General features: G+C 58.6%; 11 protein-coding genes. 6 read left to right on the top strand and 5 right to left on the bottom strand.

Features of this window, described 5'->3' with window-relative positions:
• Positions 1 to 165 precede the first annotated feature (165 nt).
• The 6 genes from FBZ97_RS31370 to FBZ97_RS31345 all read left to right on the top strand — a co-directional run bounded on the left by FBZ97_RS31370 (position 166) and on the right by FBZ97_RS31345 (position 10,512).
• Positions 166 to 1,074, top strand: a complete 909-nt coding sequence (locus FBZ97_RS31370) for an alpha/beta hydrolase-fold protein (RefSeq protein ID WP_145323848.1) — start codon at positions 166 to 168, stop codon at positions 1,072 to 1,074.
• Positions 1,075 to 1,350: 276 nt separating this feature from the next.
• Entirely contained in the window at positions 1,351 to 2,307 is a 957-nt protein-coding gene (bcsN, locus tag FBZ97_RS31365; RefSeq protein WP_246661914.1) for a cellulose biosynthesis protein BcsN, read from the top strand.
• Between the two features lie 60 nt (positions 2,308 to 2,367).
• Positions 2,368 to 4,557, top strand: coding sequence for a UDP-forming cellulose synthase catalytic subunit (gene bcsA / locus FBZ97_RS31360; RefSeq protein WP_145323852.1), 2,190 nt, complete (start codon positions 2,368 to 2,370; stop codon positions 4,555 to 4,557).
• Complete coding sequence (locus FBZ97_RS31355; RefSeq protein ID WP_145323854.1) at positions 4,557 to 7,067, top strand: cellulose biosynthesis cyclic di-GMP-binding regulatory protein BcsB; 2,511 nt, start codon at positions 4,557 to 4,559, stop codon at positions 7,065 to 7,067. The genes bcsA and FBZ97_RS31355 overlap by 1 nt, the downstream gene beginning before the upstream one ends.
• Complete coding sequence (locus FBZ97_RS31350; RefSeq protein WP_145323856.1) at positions 7,064 to 8,113, top strand: glycosyl hydrolase family 8; 1,050 nt, start codon at positions 7,064 to 7,066, stop codon at positions 8,111 to 8,113. Before FBZ97_RS31355 ends, FBZ97_RS31350 begins: the two co-directional genes overlap by 4 nt.
• On the top strand, positions 8,104 to 10,512 hold the full coding sequence (locus FBZ97_RS31345) for a cellulose synthase (RefSeq protein WP_246661913.1): 2,409 nt from the start codon (positions 8,104 to 8,106) through the stop codon (positions 10,510 to 10,512). Before FBZ97_RS31350 ends, FBZ97_RS31345 begins: the two co-directional genes overlap by 10 nt.
• A gap of 160 nt (positions 10,513 to 10,672) precedes the next feature.
• Here the strand turns inward: FBZ97_RS31345 and FBZ97_RS31340 are convergent, their stop codons facing one another.
• The 5 genes from FBZ97_RS31340 to FBZ97_RS31320 form a co-directional block, all read right to left on the bottom strand.
• A complete protein-coding gene (locus FBZ97_RS31340) occupies positions 10,673 to 12,550 on the bottom strand; it encodes a hypothetical protein (RefSeq protein WP_145323858.1) in 1,878 nt (625 codons plus the stop codon).
• A gap of 354 nt (positions 12,551 to 12,904) precedes the next feature.
• The gene (locus FBZ97_RS31335; RefSeq protein WP_113333612.1) at positions 12,905 to 13,825 is read right to left on the bottom strand and encodes an SMP-30/gluconolactonase/LRE family protein; all 921 of its coding nucleotides are present in this window, start codon (positions 13,823 to 13,825) and stop codon (positions 12,905 to 12,907) included.
• Positions 13,826 to 13,857: 32 nt separating this feature from the next.
• Entirely contained in the window at positions 13,858 to 14,808 is a 951-nt protein-coding gene (locus tag FBZ97_RS31330) for an ABC transporter permease (RefSeq protein WP_069615646.1), read from the bottom strand.
• A complete protein-coding gene (locus tag FBZ97_RS31325) occupies positions 14,805 to 15,749 on the bottom strand; it encodes an ABC transporter permease (RefSeq protein WP_145323860.1) in 945 nt (314 codons plus the stop codon). The genes FBZ97_RS31330 and FBZ97_RS31325 overlap by 4 nt, the downstream gene beginning before the upstream one ends.
• Positions 15,746 to 17,236 carry a sugar ABC transporter ATP-binding protein gene (locus FBZ97_RS31320; protein WP_145323862.1) on the bottom strand — a complete coding sequence of 497 codons (1,491 nt, stop codon included), beginning with the start codon at positions 17,234 to 17,236 and terminating at the stop codon, positions 15,746 to 15,748. Before FBZ97_RS31320 ends, FBZ97_RS31325 begins: the two co-directional genes overlap by 4 nt.
• Positions 17,237 to 17,262: the final 26 nt, after the last annotated feature.

Below are 17,262 nucleotides of genomic sequence, written 5' to 3'. Positions count from 1 at the left end.
GGCGGCCGAATACCGGATTGCGGAAGACACCTGAAAATTACGCTTAGCGAAGCATTTGGCCCGCTTGCCAGATCGCACCACTCATAATATGAGAAATTTCATCATCTTTCAAACATCGGCGCCTGTTGCTCCTGCGCCTTACATGATCGGTCAGCCGGAGAGGCCATGTCCCATACCTCGTCACATACTGCCGCTGCCATTCTGACGCCGGTCACCCTTCCCGGCTGCACATTCATTGACCTGAAGTTCGACAATGCCGATCATCCGCACAGGATCTTTTTTTATCGCCCGGACAAGCCGGCACCGTGGGAGGGTTGGCCGATCCTATACCTGACCGACGGGAACGCCTGTTTTGCGACCGCTGTCGACGCACTCAAAGTACAGGCGAGCTATCCGAACGGAACCAATGTCGCGGAAGGCGTCATTGTTGCCATCGGCTATCCCACGGACGAGCCATATGACCCGCTCCGCCGCTCCTGGGATTTGAGCCCACCGCCCGGACGCGTCTATCCGCCATTCTTCCCCGATACGCCGGATGTGAAGACCGGCGGCGGCGAACGTTTTCTGGCGCTCATCGAGGATGAGCTTAAGCCTTGGATAGAGCAGCAGGTCCCGGTCGACCGTTCACGCCAGACACTTTTCGGCCATTCGTTCGGCGGCCTGTTCACGCTCTACGCGCTGTTTTGTAAACCCGATGCCTTCAGTCGCTGGATTTCCGCAAGCCCGGCGATCTACTGGGAAGATGCCGCTATTCTTTCGATGGAGAGAGAATTCCTCGACAGGCACAAAGAGCCGCTCGATATGGAACTGCATCTTTCCGCCGGTCAATATGAAGGCGAGACCTTGGCGCCCTTCCATAAAGGCACCGCCGAGGAGCAAAAACGACAAGAACGGGCAAGAGAAACACGCACGATAGAACTCGCCCGCGACATGGCTGAGAGATGGGCCAAACTGGCGTCATCCACAGGAACGATAACCTTTGAGGAATATGCGGGAGAGAACCATATGTCGGTCCTCCCGGTCGCGCTGAACCGAGCCGTCCAGATCGCATTTCAAAGAAAGAAATCGATCTGAAATTCATAGGCTTGCGGCCTAAAGTTGCAGCTTAATCTCCGACTCTGCATCGCTCTTCGTGCATTCGGCGCAAGAGGGCGTATTCGGCGTGCATTTCAGGCCTCTTGCGGTACACCAATCGGCTAAAATTAACCCTTGGTTAACCATAATCACCTTTATTTGCTATAGTGAATACAAGCACTTGATTCCAAAGACCGTCGCGCAATTTGCCGATGAATGTGATCACACAGGATTGCCGCGATCTAAGAGATGCATTTTTCAAAGACGATAGCGTTGATGATACTGGCCTGCATCGGCGCTGGTTGCACCACAACCGGCCAGGTTCGTCAGTCGATCGGCGTGGAAACGGTCTCGAGTGACAGGGCACTGGCATTTCCGCCGCCAGGCGGACCGGCGATCATAAACGTGGTCGAGCGCAGGCATGGCAAGGATGTCGAGCAGACGATCGCGCTTTCCACCTCATCTTCCGTCTCAGGCCAGAATTTCCTGAAGGTTCAGTTTCTTGGGCTGACAGGCTCCAATCCGGGACTCGGAAGCCGGCCTTACAATACGATCAGCGACGGCGCGATTGCACGTGAGATGGCGGCTGCCGTGCCCGGCGTTCGGCTCGCCCGCTCAGCAACCTTCGTTCAAAACAACTATGGCCCCTTCGGTTACGCCTCCGGCCAGAGCCGCGCCGGCGATACCTGTCTTTATGCCTGGCAGCAGGTGAAGGCCGGCTTTGCGCCGCCCCAGGAGCAACGCAATTTCGGCATGGTACAGGTGCGCATCCGGCTCTGCGACGCCCATGCGAGCGAAGGCCAGCTGTTGAGCACGGTCTATGGTTATACGATCGCAGGCCATTTTGCCGGCGCCGCACTCAACCCTTTCGGCGCGCCCCGCGGCGCGGATGCCGTTCTGGGCAAGCCCGGCGAACCGGTCTATCCCGACGCCACCCCTTATCGCACGGCACCCATCAGCATCGGCTACCAGAACCGCCCCGCCGCACCGCGTCCTACGGTCGTGCGCCAACCGATCATGATGAAGCCCCAGCCGCAGGCGGCGCCGGCTCTGCCGCCGATGATCGGCCCGCGCGTACCGCTGCCGGATGGGCAGAACGATCAACCGCAGACGAATGGCGCGAATGGTGCAAGTTCGATGGCGGCGCCGCCACCTGCAAATACTGCAAGCAATATCGTCGTGCCTTTACCGGACTGTAACGGGGCAACTGGCATATCTCAGGGGTGCCGCTAGCAGGCGGCGCTGCTTGGGGGCGCCAGGATGGCGTCTGGCAATACCTTTGAAGGGACACCGATGCAGACTGCACGCAGCATCTTGATATGGGCCGTGATAGCACTATGCGGAATCGTGCTGATCACGTTGCCGGTCAACCTTCAAACGCAGCTGATTGCCAGCACCGTGGTTGTCACCCTGATGGCGATCATCAAGATCCTCAAGCGTCAGGGAACATGGCGGCTCGTGGCGCTCGCTTTCGGCACGGCCATCGTTCTGCGCTATGTCTATTGGCGCACGTCCTATACGATACCGCCCGTAAACCAGCTGGAAAACTTCATTCCCGGGCTGCTGCTCTATCTCGCCGAAATGTACAACGTGGCGATGCTGATGCTCAGCCTCTTCATCGTTGCTACTCCGCTGCCGCCACGAACCAAGCGCGCTTCCGAAACCAAGAATTTCCCGAGCGTCGATGTTTTCGTTCCGTCCTATAATGAAGATACCAATCTTCTGGCCAACACGCTCGCCTCCGCCAAGGCGATGGATTATCCAGCCGACAAGCTCAAAGTGTGGCTGCTCGACGATGGCGGCACATTGCAGAAGCGCAATTCGACCAAAATCCTGGAATCGCAGGCCGCAATCGCGCGCCATGACGAGCTCAAGCGGCTGTGCGCCGATCTGGATGTCGAATATCTGACGCGCGACCGCAACGAACATGCCAAAGCCGGCAACCTCAACAACGGGCTGGAGCATTCGAACGGCGACCTGATCGCCGTTTTCGATGCCGACCATGCTCCTGCGCGTGATTTCCTGCGCGAAACCGTCGGCTACTTCGAGGACGATCCGAAGCTTTTTCTCGTTCAGACCCCTCATTTCTTCATCAATCCGGACCCGCTGGAGCGCAATCTGCGCACCTTCGACAGCATGCCGAGCGAGAACGAGATGTTCTACGGCATCATCCAGCGCGGCCTCGATAAATGGAATGCCGCGTTCTTCTGCGGTTCGGCCGCCGTGCTCAGCCGCAAGGCGCTGCAATCGCAAAATGGCTTTAGCGGCATCAGCATCACGGAAGACTGCGAAACCGCGCTTGCGCTTCATGGCGCCGGCTGGAATAGCATCTATGTCGACAAACCGCTGATTGCCGGCCTGCAGCCGGCGACCTTCGCAAGCTTCATCGGTCAGCGTAGCCGCTGGGCGCAAGGCATGATGCAAATCCTGCGTTTCCGCTTCCCGCTCCTGAAGCGCGGCCTGACGCTGCCGCAACGGCTCTGCTACATGTCGTCGACGCTGTTCTGGCTGTTTCCGTTTCCGCGCGTCATCTTCCTGTTTGCGCCGCTCTTCTACCTCTTCTTCGATCTCGAGATCTTCACGGCATCGGGCAGCGAGTTCCTCGCCTATACCCTTGCCTATATGCTCGTGAACCTGATGATGCAGAACTATCTCTACGGGTCGTTCCGCTGGCCGTGGATTTCCGAACTCTATGAATATGTACAAACGGTGCACCTGTTGCCGGCCGTCGTCTCGGTCATGCTCAATCCCCGCAAACCGACTTTCAAGGTTACGGCCAAGGACGAATCGATCGCCGTCAGCCGGCTTTCGGAAATCAGCCGCCCGTTCTTCGTTATTTTCGCCGTTCAGATCATCGCACTGGCGGTCACAATCTACCGCGTCTATGCGGAGCCCTATAAGGCCGACGTTACGCTTGTCGTCGGGGGCTGGAACATCATCAATCTCATCCTTTCCGGCTGCGCGCTCGGCGTCGTCTCCGAACGCGGCGAGCGTGCATCTTCGCGGCGCGTCAGAGTCGACCGCCGCAGCGAGTTCGGGATCGACGGCCGCTGGAATTCCGCTTCTATCGAGGACGTCTCCGTCCATGGCGCCAGGTTGAACGTCTTCAACAAGGATCTGGAACCCGTCGCGGTCGGCTCGGAAGCCATCATCCGCTTCCAGCCCTATAGTGGCGCCGACATGGTGACCCTGTCGGTCGTGGTTCGTAATATCGAGCAGATGGGCGACATTACCGCCATCGGCTGCCAATATGTTCCGAGGGGTGCTGCCGACCATCGCCTGATTGCCGACCTCGTCTTTGCCAATTCCGATCAATGGACGAAGTTCCAGCAGGCGCGGCGGCGCAATCCGGGCATCATCCGCGGAACCTTCTGGTTTCTGAGCATGTCGCTCTATCAGACCAGCCGGGGTCTGATCTACCTGTTCAGGGGTGTTGGCTCGGATCGCAAGCAGCAGCGGCAGGATGCGAAGGCCAGAAGCTGATGAACCGCGCCCTCCCCGCCCTCTTGCTTATCCTTGGCGCCGTTACGGCGCAGGCCCAGACGATGCCTTTCGACATGTCCGGCGAGCGGCCGAAAGGCGAAGCGCCGGCGGTGCCTCAGATCATAACTCCGCAAACTGCCGTGCCGCAGACAGAGCCACCGAAGGCAGCGGTGCCTCCGGTCACGGTTCCTCAGACCGTAGCACCGCAGACCGCAGCTCCTCAAGCTGTTCCGCCCCTAGTCATGACGCCGCCGGCTGTTACTCCACAGACGGCAACGCCGCAGGTCACAACCCCTGTCACTCCCGCCCAGACGACACCGCAAGTGGCGCCAAAGGCGAAACAGGCAACCGCCAGCACCGACCCGTCGGCATTCCGCCGCTATGTCGTTCCCTACGCAAAGCTGCGATTGGAGGGTGAAGCCGACCGCAAATCCTGGTCGATCTATCTGACGCCGGAGCAGGCGGCGGCGCCCGCGAAACTTACCTTTGCCTACCAGAACGCGGTGGTCGTCGCCCCGGAGGCATCGCAGCTTACGGTCCTCGTGAATGACCGCGCCGTCCATCAGCAGCAGATCGGCTCCTCGGACAACGAGTCGGATATCAGCTTCGATATCCCGCGCGGGCTGCTGCAGCCCGGCGCCAATCTGTTGACCTTCGAGGCGACGCAGCGCCACCGCGTCGACTGCGACATTCCGTCGACGTACGAGCTCTGGTCCGATATCGATCCCGCAAGAACTTATCTCAGCTTCGCCAGTCGCGAAGCGGAGAAACTCACCACCACCGACGCCATCCGCGCGATCGGTGTCGACGGTACCGGCAAGACACAGTTCAATCTGGTCGTGCCGGCATTGGCTCAACCGGGAACGACCAAGCCGATCCTGCGTCTGGCACAGGGACTGGCGCTTTTGAGCGGAATGCCGAACGAAGCCTTTTCGTTCGGCACGGATGCCCTACCTCCAGCAGGCCCCGGCAAGATGGCCGTCGTCGTCGGCACGCCGGCGGAGCTGCAGCCCGTCTTTGCCGTTCCAGCCGCGGCCCAAAATGGGGCCTTGGCGACCTTTGCGACGGACCCACGCAGCGGTCAGCAGCTTCTCCTTATCAGCGGCCCGTCCTGGCAGTCGATCGCATCCGCGATCGACATGGTTGTTTCGCCGACTGACCGCGACCCCAATACCCGCCGCGATCTGCTGTTAACGCAACGATGGTCCGCACCTGATGCGCCGCTGATCTATTCCGGCACCAGTCTTTCCTTCGAGCAGTTGGGCGTCAGGACGACAGAATTCTCCGGCCGGCGTTTCCATACCAGCTTCAACGTGGCGATCCCGTCCGATTTCTATGCGAATGCCTATGGCGAGGCCACCATCCTGCTGGATGCAGCCTATGCGAAGGATGTGCGACCTGGCAGCCATATCGATGTTTATGTCAATGGCAGCATCGCCACGACCAAGCCGATCACGGCAACCGGGGGTGGCATTTTCCGGCAATTGCCTATCCGTATCACCATGCGCCATTTCAAGCCGGGCCTGAACACGATCACGCTTGAAGCCATATTGCTCGCCGATGAGGATACCGCCTGCGCGCCCGCCGCGACATCGAGCACGACACCGCGATTTGCACTATTCGACACGAGCCAGTTCACCGTACCGGATTTCGCTAGGATCGCACAGCGCCCGAACCTCGCGGCTCTCGCCGGCACAGGCTACCCCTACAGCCGCGAGACCGAGCCCGCCGCACTCTTCATCGACCGCCCGGATGTTGACACATTGTCCGCGACCGCAACGCTCCTAGGCCAGATGGCTCTCACCGCCGGTCACCCCATCCCTTTCGAACCGACCGCCTCGCCGAATGCCGTCGGCACTCGTAGTGCGCTGTTCATAGGTTCCGTTTCGCAGCTGCCATCGACAATCCTTTCGCAAATGAATATCTCAGCTGCCAGCCAGGTGGCCTGGCGTCCACCCGCCCCTGGCCAGGGTAATATCCCGGAAGCCTCCGTGACGATTGCCGATTGGCGCTCGCGCATCAACGGCGGGATATTGCAGGGGCAGATGCAGAACTTCCAGCAATGGATGCATCGCAATTTCGACATCACATTGAGCTCGCTGCGCTTCATTCCCAGTTCCGAACAGGTATTCACGCCCTCGAATGCCAACAGCTTCCTGATCGCCCAAGAGGCCAATCCAAGCAATGACGCGACCTGGACCGTTGTCACCGCGCCCAGCGCCGGAGACCTGCGAGCGGGCGCCGAGGCGATGAGTGCGCAGCATACCTGGTCGCAGATCAGCGGCCGCATCACCGTCTATTCCGGCAAAACGGGAAAGATCGATACCGTGCCCGTCAGCCGGTTCACCTTTGTCGTCTCCCAGCCCTGGTCGCTGACGAATTATCGGCTGATCGCTGCAAATTGGCTTTCCAGCAACATATTGTCCTACGCCTTCCTGTTCGTGGTGGGTTCCTTTCTGCTCGGGGTGAGCACGGCAAGCGTTCTTTCCAAGATCGGCAGGCGCGAATGAAACTCCGGCGCCTTGTTCTTGCCATCTGCAGTGCTGCCATCCTTGCGGCAGCGCAGGCGGCTGCTGCTCAACGCGCGACGATCGATCCGCAGACCTGGACTGCCTACAAAGCGAAATTTCTCGATGTGAACGGACGCATCATCGATAACGGCAATGGCGGCATCAGCCACAGCGAGGGGCAAGGCTATGGTATGCTGCTTGCCTACCTCGCCAATAATCCGGCCGATTTCGAACAGATCTGGTATTTTACCCGCACGGAACTGTTGTTGCGTGACGATGGCCTTGCCGTCTGGAAATGGGATCCGGCCGTCACCCCGCATGTGACGGACACGAACAATGCATCCGATGGCGATCTGCTGATTGCCTACGCTCTGGCACTGGCAGGATCGGCATGGAATAATAGGGATTATCTGCAGGCGGCTGCGAGCATGGCCAAGTCGATCCTGTCCCATGTCGTCATCAGTTCCGCAGGGCGGACACTGCTCATTCCCGGCGTAGAGGGCTATCGGCCACCCGGGCGCAAGGATGGACCTGTCATCAACCCATCCTATTGGGTCTTCGAGGCAATTCCCGTCATGGCACTTCTGGTGCCTTCCGATCGCTGGCAGAAGCTCAGCGATGATGGCCTTGCCCTGCTGCGCGCCCTGCAATTTGGTCCGCGCAAGCTTCCCGCCGATTGGGTTAGCCTGAAGGCGAAGCCGGAACCGGCAGACGGCTTCGAGGCGGAATTCGGTTATAATAGCGTCAGGATCCCGCTTTACCTGGCGCGCGCAGGCATCGGCGACAAGGCGCTGCTTTCGCGTCTGCAGCAGGGCATGACCGTCGAGGAGGACGAACCTGCAACGATCGATCTGACGACCGGCAAGCCGAAGGACCTGCTTCCAGATCCGGGTTATAGAATTGTTAACGATGTTGTGGCGTGTGTGGTGAGCGGAGCGAAACTGCCTGCTTCGGTTCGGCAGTTCACCCCATCGCTTTACTATCCAGCCACCTTGCAGCTGTTGAGCCTGGCTTTCGTCACGGAGAGACATCCGGAGTGTTTATAAAGTCCACCTTGATCATGGCTTTCCTGGCCGTCGCCGTGGCGGGATTTACGCTCGCGACGAAGGATCACGATTCGCCGGAAGACAAGATCAAGCTGGCAAAGTCGGCACGCCTTGAGCCGCAGACGATGCTTACTGCCGACAACAGCTCGGCCGGCAGCTCCGGACAACCCGCCGACTTGCAGGTACTTGCCGACCATATACAGGCGGCTGCGCCGTCGGCTGTTCTCCCCGACAATGCCTCGTCGGCAAATACGACCGCTGCCGATTCGATCGCCCAGGCCGCCCCACAGCAGGCGCAGCCGCAATCAAAGCAATCGCCTCAGCAAACCAACCCTGCACAAGCTGCGGATAATCAGCCGAAGGTCGACGAAAGCGCGTTGCGCTATTTTGCAAGCCGTGGCGACAAGGCGCGGCTCCAGGCAGAAATATCCCGATTGCAGACGCTCTATCCGAATTGGAAGCCTCCTGCCGATCCGCTGGCTATCCCGCAAAACAGCGACAAGCAGCTCGAAGCCATGTGGCAGCTCTATTCAGAGGGCCGTTATGCCGAGGTGCGCAAGGCTGTCGCCGATCGCCAGGCTGCCGAAGCTGGATGGCAACCGCCCGCCGATCTGCTGGAGCGTCTGGATATCGCGGAGGCCCGCACCCGGCTCGTCAACGCCTCCGATCTGAAGCAATATCAGACCGTGATCGACATCGGCGCCAGAACGCCGAGCCTGCTGACCTGCAGCGATATCGACGTTCTCTGGCGCGTCGCCGAAGCTTTCATCCGCACCGATCGTGCAGCCCGCGGCCAGGACGCCTACAAATATATTCTGAAGACCTGCACCAATCCGCAGGAGAGACTTGCGACCATCCAGAAGGCGGCGGCCCTGCTGCCCTATCAGCCGATGCAGGATCTCCTGTCTCTGGAAAAACCAGACGGCAATGGCGGGCGCGAATTCGACAGCATAAGGACCGATCTGGCTCGCCGCTTCGTTGCCCAGGGCAATGACGATCCCAAACTGACTGTATCGCAAGACTATCTGTCTCAAGTGGAGCGTGTCGCGCACAGTCAGGGCCTTGCATCCGATGATGCGCTTCTCGGCTGGTACTATTTGCGCCGCGGCAATTATCCCGACGCCGAGCAATGGTTCAAAGCCGCGCATGAGAAGGAAGATTCGGCCACAATCTCGCAGGGGCTGGCTCTGGTGCTGATTGCCGACCGCAAACCGCAGGAAGCCGAAGACGCCATGTATAAATGGCGCAATGAATCCAAGGACGCGATGGCGACCTACCTTGCGGCAACCGCCAATCTGATGGCGCTCCAACCGCCGGCCAGCCTTAGCGAAGATGCTCTCGGCCGTATCGCCGCGGAGGTCGTGAAGCAGAAATATGTCCCGACGGCTCAGCAGTTCGGGTGGTTTGCTCGCTCGATGAACCAGCCGCAGGCTGCTGCTCGCTGGTTCGAGACGGCTTTGCGCTGGAAACCCGACGATGAGCCTTCCGCCTACGGCCTTGCGATTACGCGCAACCAGTTGAACGACCGCGTGGGCGTCGCCGAAGTCCAGAGACTGTGGGCCGGTCGCTCCCAACGTATCGCCGTACTCGGCGAGCCGGCGCCGCGCACGCCGACGTCAGAACCGCTGCCGTCTCCCAATCAGACACTGCAGCCTGCCCCACAAACCTTGCCCCAGACAACGATGCAGCAAGGCGAACCGCAGAACCTGCAACCGATGGCCTCTCAGGTCGCGCCCCAGCCTCCTGTAACGCAGCCCTACGTCAACGCTGAGCCCCCGGTGCAACGAGTAGCCCCTCTGCGCCGTGCGCCGTCCCCGAATTATGCCGAACCGGAGACGCGTGCCCGGGTGGCGACCCGCTCGACACGGCACGCGGCGGGATGCAATACCACCGTCAATGCGCGGCTGCTGACGCCTGCCAGTGCTCTTTCTCGCGGCTGGTGCCTGATGAACCTCAATCGGCCAATGGAAGCGGTAGAAGCCTTTGATGTTGCCTTGAGCAACACGGATCCGAAATCGCGCGAAGAAGCAGCCTACGGACAGAGCCTTGCCTATCTGCGGGCCGGCCTCGCCAATAATGCCGCCGTCGCTGCGACCAAGGCGCCGATGAACCACCAGCGCGCCGCCGAATTGCAGGTCGCCATACTGGCCGACCGCGCACTCTCGGCCTTCGAGGGCAAGCGCTATCACGAGACATTGCTCTATCTCGACCAACGCGCGCAGTTGCAGCAGGAGCGCGTCGATCTGATGGTGCTGCGCGGATACTGCTACCTCAATCTGAAAATGTACGACGACGCCGAACGCATCTTCACCGCAGTCGCCGCAACCGGCAGCCGCGACGGCAGCCGTGGCTTGCGCGACCTCCAGCTTACGCTACATCCGCCGCGGGGAGAGTATTGAGGTACCAGCAGCGAGCAAAGCCGCCACACATCTTGCAGCAAGGATGCTCGCACCAGTGTTAAATTTGCCAAGGGAAATGCGATAGTATTTCCGTAAACTCTCTATCGGAAGCAGAGACATTATTTATCCCGCCCAAGCACTGCTTGCGCCCGCCGTCGCCTCAACTGTGGCTACTGGAGGATTGGTCGCCAGCAGCTTCAGCAAATACTTCGTAAAAATGATCGTTGCCCGCATCGTTATAGTATGATGCAAAATCTTTGCTGCTCAACGAAGCTGCGAGAGGATTCTTTATCGCAAGATGCAGATCGTTAACGGAAATCGGCTTGCATAATTCATAGTGAAGCCTGTTTCCGGTATTGTACTGGATGCAACGGCGGCCCAACACAGCACCGTCAAGCAACAAGGTCGAAAGAGAAGACACAACTGTTGCGATTCCGCCCAACAGCCTCGACACCGATAAATCGAGACAGCCCAGTAGGATGTCGTCCAGTACAAGTGTATTATCTGCTCTCAATTCTGCATATTCAGAATGCCGTTCAGACGGATGAGGTTTTACGATGAATAACTTTTCCGGATTGCTTTGAATCATCCGGCGTATGCCCGCTAAAATATGCGACCTCTCATCCTGATGTTGAGGCCATTTCAAATTAATTCCTAGAAGAACGTGTTCGCTGTAGTTCGATATATTGATACCCAACCGCCATCGGAGGACATCCGAGTTCGTTTGCAGCAACGAGTCATGAAATTTCGGCGAGCCTGCCGCTTTAAAGCGACCATTGTTCAACGCGCTATAAGATCTGGAAATCCCGGCTGCAGAATGCTTACCGCTGCTAAACCGCTCATGTTCCGCGCCCCATGCTAAAATAGTGTCGGAGGCAAAATTGATTTCGCGATGTTGCATGGGTTCAATCCATATCCCATGCTGCAGCAACACCGTTTTGACGCCCCACAACTTTGCAGCTTCGATAACCTGCGCGTTTAATGCATGACTGACTGCCACCGTTGATTCGGAGCCGGAAACAAGGGTGCGGACGGACAGTCCTCGCCAATCGATCTCGGCAACTGTCCGATAGATTATTATCGGAATCCCATTGCGCTCGAAGTGGCCCACGATCATTGACATTTCGTCGGATTGAAGCCCGTCGTGCCAAATTAGCGCGGAGCACTGCCCCCTTGGAATAATGTCTAACAGAGGACGAAGAGTCAGAAAATCCTGAAAATGACCGATATTTAAAGCAATAGCTTGTAAACGTCGCTCATGAAAAGCAAGTCGTTTTTCCTTTCTATAGGCAATATCGAGCACTGCGTCTATTTTTATCAGGCGGCTTTCTTTGTCGGTTGGTCGCTTTGCTTTCCGCAATAGAAGATAGGTCGGCTCTCCATCAAGCCGATCCTTGAAAATATCAGCCTGGGCCCAATGAGAGACAAGTCCCAGCAGCGGATCATTGCTAGTGGGCGGCAGAATTCTGCGACCTTCGGAACAAAAATGCGGATCGGCAATCTCAAACCCTGAAAGCTCGAACAAATACTTCCACGTTGATAGAGGCAAAACTGTCGAGTGATACTTATTTCCGCGGCTGCTTGGTCGTGTGGACACGGATACGACAGCCAGGTTTCCTATTATCGTGTGCAGGTTCCAGAGAGCGTTACTGACATCCTCGATGTCAATATGCTCTAAAACGTCGAGACATGTAGTAATATACTCTGCTGAACCAACCCGATCGCCTATTTGATCATATAGTGTGGCTGCGGCTTCTGCATCTTCAAGCGAGAGATCAAAATGAAAAGCATCTTTATCTACGGGATCAAAATCACATGAGAAGACCGTCATCCCCGCTGATACGGCCGACTGCTTAAGCTTTCCACTTCCAGAGCCAACATCGACCAATGAATCAATATTATTGGCCTTGCAGAGATTGAAAAAAACGCGTTCAAAATCGCTGCCATTGTAGCTGGCACTCCCGGAGGACTTTCCAAAGTACTCAGGCGAGTAAAGTTTGGCATAGTCCGTTTTAGAAGCCCACATACTTTTATCCATCTGCTTGGCCGGAAATCAGCCCATCATTAATTATTTTAATAGAACCGTTCAAGCTTCAGAATATGCACAGGCAAACAGGTGAGCGGAACCTTAAGCTGCGCGATCTGTTCCGAAGTTTAGTTATTTCGGCAAGACGCGCCCCTGGTATCCAATAGTAGCAACCGCTTTCTGCCAAGCCAGGCATCTAAAGCCGCCCCCACTACATGGTCAAGAACCGTTGATTGTGCACTGAGAGAGCCGGTTCCTTGGACATCTTTGCCTGCCCTCAATCCATTGTGCAGCGTCAAACAATGACAATAGTCCTCCGCCCTGCGCAAGGCCTCGACGTAACACAAGGCACCAGGAGTTAGAGTTTCAAGGCATCTGCGCCCCAGTTGCAGTAGTAAAGACCCGATAAAGCGACCGCGTTGCCGCAACAAAAAGCTGGTTCCGCTTCGGACCACCAAATGTAAGATTAGCGACTGTCTGTGGTATCTTAATCTTGCCAATCAAAGTCCCATCAGCTGCAAAACAATGAACGCCGTCGCCAGCGCTGGTCCAGATGTTGCCGTCGATGTCGGCACGGAATCCGTCCGGAATACCTGTGTCGATGTTGCAGAAGACTTGACCGTTTGCGAGTCTCTTACCGTCCACGACATCGAAGACACGAATGTGGCGGGGGGCGCTGATGTCGTGGCTTGCGGCGGAGTCGGCAACATACAGTTTCGTCTCGTCCGGTGAAAAAGCCAAGCCATTCGGCTGGCGGAAATCATCCGCCACGACATCCAACTCCCCTGTCGACGGATCGAGGCGGTAGACATTGCGGGTCGGCTGCTCCGGCTCCGCCTTATAACCCTCGTAATTCGAGAGAATGCCGTAGGTCGGGTCGGTAAACCAGACCGTTCCATCCGAGCGGACGATCACGTCGTTGGGTGAGTTCAGGCGCTTGCCCTTATAGCTGTCGGCAAGCACGGTAATCGAGCCGTCGATCTCCGTGCGCGTCACACGGCGGCCGCCATGTTCGCAGGATATCAACCGCCCTTGGCGATCGCGCGTATTGCCATTGGCGAAATTCGAGGGTGAGCGAAAGATCGAGACATTGCCGCCCGGCACCCAGCGCAGCATGCGTTCGTTGGGAATATCGCTCCAGATCAGGCATCCGGCATCGGCAAACCAGACCGGACCCTCCGCCCAGCGGCAATCGGAATAAAGCTCCTCCAGGCCGGCGCTCGGGACAATCAGATGGCGGAAGCGCGTGTCGTAGATTTCGTAAATGGAAGGAGCGTCGTTGGACATCACAGTTTTCCTGGGGTCTTTTGGGAGAGAGTTCAGCGCCCGCCAATCGGACGGCCGCCGGCCACGAGAATGACGGCAATAATGATCAGGCCGGTGAGGACGAGCCTTGGGCCTGCACCGAAACCGTAGGTGTTCAGCATCGAGACGACCAGAAACATGAACAGCGAGGCGCCCCAGATGCCCGGCACGTTGGAATCGCCGCCGGCAACCGCCGTCCCGCCGATGATGACGACGGCGATCGACATCAACAGATATTCCGCGCCCATGTTGAGGGCCGCGCCGCCGGAGAAGCTCGCGAGCAGATAGCCGCAGATCGAGGCGAGGATGGCGCAGAGCACATAGGTCGCAAGCCGCGTTCCGTCGACAGGGATGCCTGCCATGCGCGCCGCAAACATGCTTTGACCGATCGCCGAGATCCAGCGGCCGTAGATCGTCTTTTCCAGAAGAATCCAGGCAAGCGCCGAGAGCAACAAAGCGACGATGGCGACATTTGGTATGCCGAACACCCCCGACGTCGTGAACTCGGCCAGATATTCGGGCGGCTTGATGCGAAGGCCGCGATTGCTCCAGATGGCGGTCGACTGAATGATGAAGCTCATGGAGAGCGTCGCGATGATCGGCGGAATGCGCAAGAGCTTGATCAGGGCGTAATTGCCGAGACCGATGCCGAGGCCGATGACGACCGACACCAGCAAACCCGGCACGATCATACTGTCCTCGACATTCATGAGTTTCAGCGCGATGGTGCCAGCAAGCGTCATGGTCGCCGGCACGGAGAGATCGATGTTTCCTGGCCCGAGCGTGATGACGAACATCTGGCCGATGCCGACGATGACAGAGAATGCCGCAAAGGTGAGTGCCGCCTGCGACAGGCCGATGGAACTCGCGCCGCCGGTGAAGAGAACGGTGATGATCCACACCGCGATTGCGGCGATGAAGGACCAAATCCAGGGTTTACGGCCGAGCGTGGCAAGCGCGATCATGATTGTTTCTCCCGCTTTTCGACGCGATTGAGCAAGAGCCTGAGGGCAAGCACGATGATCAGGATCGCGCCCTGCGCACCGATCTGCCAGTCGGGCGAGATCCGCAGAAACGACAGGAAGGAGCCCGCCAGGGTCAATGTCAGGGCGCCGATGACGGCGCCCATAGGCGAGACGCGGCCGCCGGTAAACTCCCCGCCGCCGAGGATGACGCCTGCGATCGACAGCAAGGTATAGCGCAACGCGATATTCGCATCAGCCGAGGTGGTGAGGCCGACAAGGGCAATGCCGGCCAATACGGCGAAGAAGCCCGCCAGCGCATAGGCGGCAGCACGCAGACCGACAACGGACCAGCCGGCCCGCTGCAGCGACCGCTGATTACCGCCCACACCGCGGATCAATACTCCAAAGGAAGAGCGCATGACGATCAGATGGGCAAACAGCGCGATGACGATGCTGGCTATGATCGCGATGGGGATTAACGGCGGCTTCGAAGTCATCAGCCAGCGCGCCCAATCGGGCGCGGTGCCGCCCGGTGCCGGCAACAGCAGAACCGCTAAGCCACCCCAGACGAAGCTCATGCCGAGCGTCACGACGATCGATGGCAGATCCCTGATATAGATGACGACGCCGATCGCGGCATAGACGGCAATTGCGGCCGCCAGAATGAGGATACCGATGAGCGGGGCAGATTGCAGATAGGTCGCCGCCACGCAGGCCGTGAAGCTGACGAAGGTGCCCATCGACAAATCGAGATCGTTGACCGCCATGATCATCATCTGCGCGATCGTGGCCAGCGCAATCGGCACGGCGAGATTGAAGAGCAGATTGAGGCCGATATAGCTCATGGCGCGTGGCTGCAGATAAAAGACCGCAGCGAGCAGGACGGCAAGCGACAGCGCCGGAATGAGCAGGCGCAGGGTAGCGGATGACGGACGGCTCATGCGCCCTCCCCGGCAAAGGAAGCCGCCAACACATTTTCCTCCGTGATGTCCTCTCCAATCAGCTCCGACACGATGGCGCCGTCGCGAAAGACGTAGGCCCGGTCGCAGAGGCGAATCTCGTCCATCTCGGTGGAATACCAGATAAACGTCCGACCGGACGAAGCCTCGTCGCTCAAGATCCTGTAGACCTCCTGCTTGGTACCAATATCGACACCGCGCATGGGATCGTCCATCAGCACGATCGGCGCGGTCGTGGCCAGAGCGCGGGCAAACAGAACCTTCTGCTGATTGCCGCCCGACAAGGACAAAATGCCGTTTGCCATCGTCGGCGTCCGGATTTCGATGCGACCCTTCCAGTCAGCACCGAGACGATCCTCGCGGCCGCTATCAACGACCGACAGACGCGAAAAATCGCTGAGCGAGGCAATGCTGAGGTTTTTCAGTATGCTCCAAAGCGGAAACGTGCCGTTCAAGCTGCGGTCGCCGGCAACAAAAGCGATATTGTCTTGCCTGCCCGGCAGCCAGTTGTGAGAAAGCGAGCGATGGAGATCGAGCAACATGTCGGTCTGGCCATGGCCGGCGAGCCCGGCAAGCCCTATCACTTCGCCCCGGCGGGCGTTGAAGCCAAGGCCCCTTCCCCCTCGCGCCGGCAGCGCAAGCAGAGGAGACGATGCGATGTTCCCTCCGCTCCTGCCCCTGCGATCCTGTTCCTTGACGACACTGCCCATCGCCTGGACCAGGCTGTGGACGGTGAAATCCTGAGCAATGCGATCGGCAACGACGCGACCGTCCTTCATGACCAGAATTCGGCTTGCGGTCGAAAGGATCTCACCGAGAATATGCGAGATCAGCATGACGGCTCCGCCGGCCTGCACAAAACTGCGCACATAGGCCATCAGCTGAGCGGCAAGTCCGGCATCAAGTGAAGACGTCGGCTCATCGAGGATGACCAGCTTCGGCTTCTCGCCGACGGCGCAAAAGGTGATCGCGATCTCCACCATCTGCCGCTCGGCGATCGAGAGTTCGCCGACGGTCCGCATGACGTCGATCCTGTGGCCGGGGAAAATTTCGGCGAGCTTGGCGCGAACGATTGCCGCCGCCTGCCGCCGCCAGTTCCAGCCGGCAAGGCCGCGATGGACCACCCGCATGTTCTCGACGACGGTGAGATTGGGCGCAAGTGACAATTCCTGAAAAACGCAACGTATTCCGTGAGCGCGCGCTGCGTTGATGCCGTGTACGCTGTCGTCTCCCTCATAGGTGACACTGCCCTCGTGTGGGCTGAGACCGCCGTTGATGACGTTGACGATCGTCGACTTGCCAGCGCCATTATGACCAACGAGCCCGATGCACTCGCCGGCATGAACCGTCAGGTCGGCGCCATCGAGCGCCTTCACAGCACCGAAATGCACCTTGATGCCATGGGCAGAGACGACGGCCTGCGGGCCGGCATCCTGTCTCTTCAAAACACTGTCTTTCGCTGCAATCATGGATCGTCCGGATCGGGCGTTGCATC

The sequence above is a fragment of the Rhizobium sp. ERR 942 genome, assembly GCF_007828395.1.
GTDB classification, from domain to species: domain Bacteria; phylum Pseudomonadota; class Alphaproteobacteria; order Rhizobiales; family Rhizobiaceae; genus Rhizobium; species Rhizobium dioscoreae.
The sequence above is the reverse complement of the archived record's forward strand: the minus strand, read 5'-3'. Positions and strand labels throughout refer to the sequence as shown.

What these genes read in the sequence shown, in the direction of transcription:
- FBZ97_RS31370 (WP_145323848.1), top strand. Translation starts at nt 166, where the DNA reads ATGTCCCATACCTCGTCACATACTGCCGCTGCCATTCTGACGCCGGTC.
- FBZ97_RS31340 (WP_145323858.1), bottom strand. Translation starts at nt 12,550, where the DNA reads ATGGATAAAAGTATGTGGGCTTCTAAAACGGACTATGCCAAACTTTAC.
- FBZ97_RS31335 (WP_113333612.1), bottom strand. Translation starts at nt 13,825, where the DNA reads ATGTCCAACGACGCTCCTTCCATTTACGAAATCTACGACACGCGCTTC.
- bcsN (WP_246661914.1), top strand. Translation starts at nt 1,351, where the DNA reads ATGATACTGGCCTGCATCGGCGCTGGTTGCACCACAACCGGCCAGGTT.
- FBZ97_RS31325 (WP_145323860.1), bottom strand. Translation starts at nt 15,749, where the DNA reads ATGAGCCGTCCGTCATCCGCTACCCTGCGCCTGCTCATTCCGGCGCTG.
- FBZ97_RS31330 (WP_069615646.1), bottom strand. Translation starts at nt 14,808, where the DNA reads ATGATCGCGCTTGCCACGCTCGGCCGTAAACCCTGGATTTGGTCCTTC.
- bcsA (WP_145323852.1), top strand. Translation starts at nt 2,368, where the DNA reads ATGCAGACTGCACGCAGCATCTTGATATGGGCCGTGATAGCACTATGC.
- FBZ97_RS31320 (WP_145323862.1), bottom strand. Translation starts at nt 17,236, where the DNA reads ATGATTGCAGCGAAAGACAGTGTTTTGAAGAGACAGGATGCCGGCCCG.
- FBZ97_RS31350 (WP_145323856.1), top strand. Translation starts at nt 7,064, where the DNA reads ATGAAACTCCGGCGCCTTGTTCTTGCCATCTGCAGTGCTGCCATCCTT.
- FBZ97_RS31355 (WP_145323854.1), top strand. Translation starts at nt 4,557, where the DNA reads ATGAACCGCGCCCTCCCCGCCCTCTTGCTTATCCTTGGCGCCGTTACG.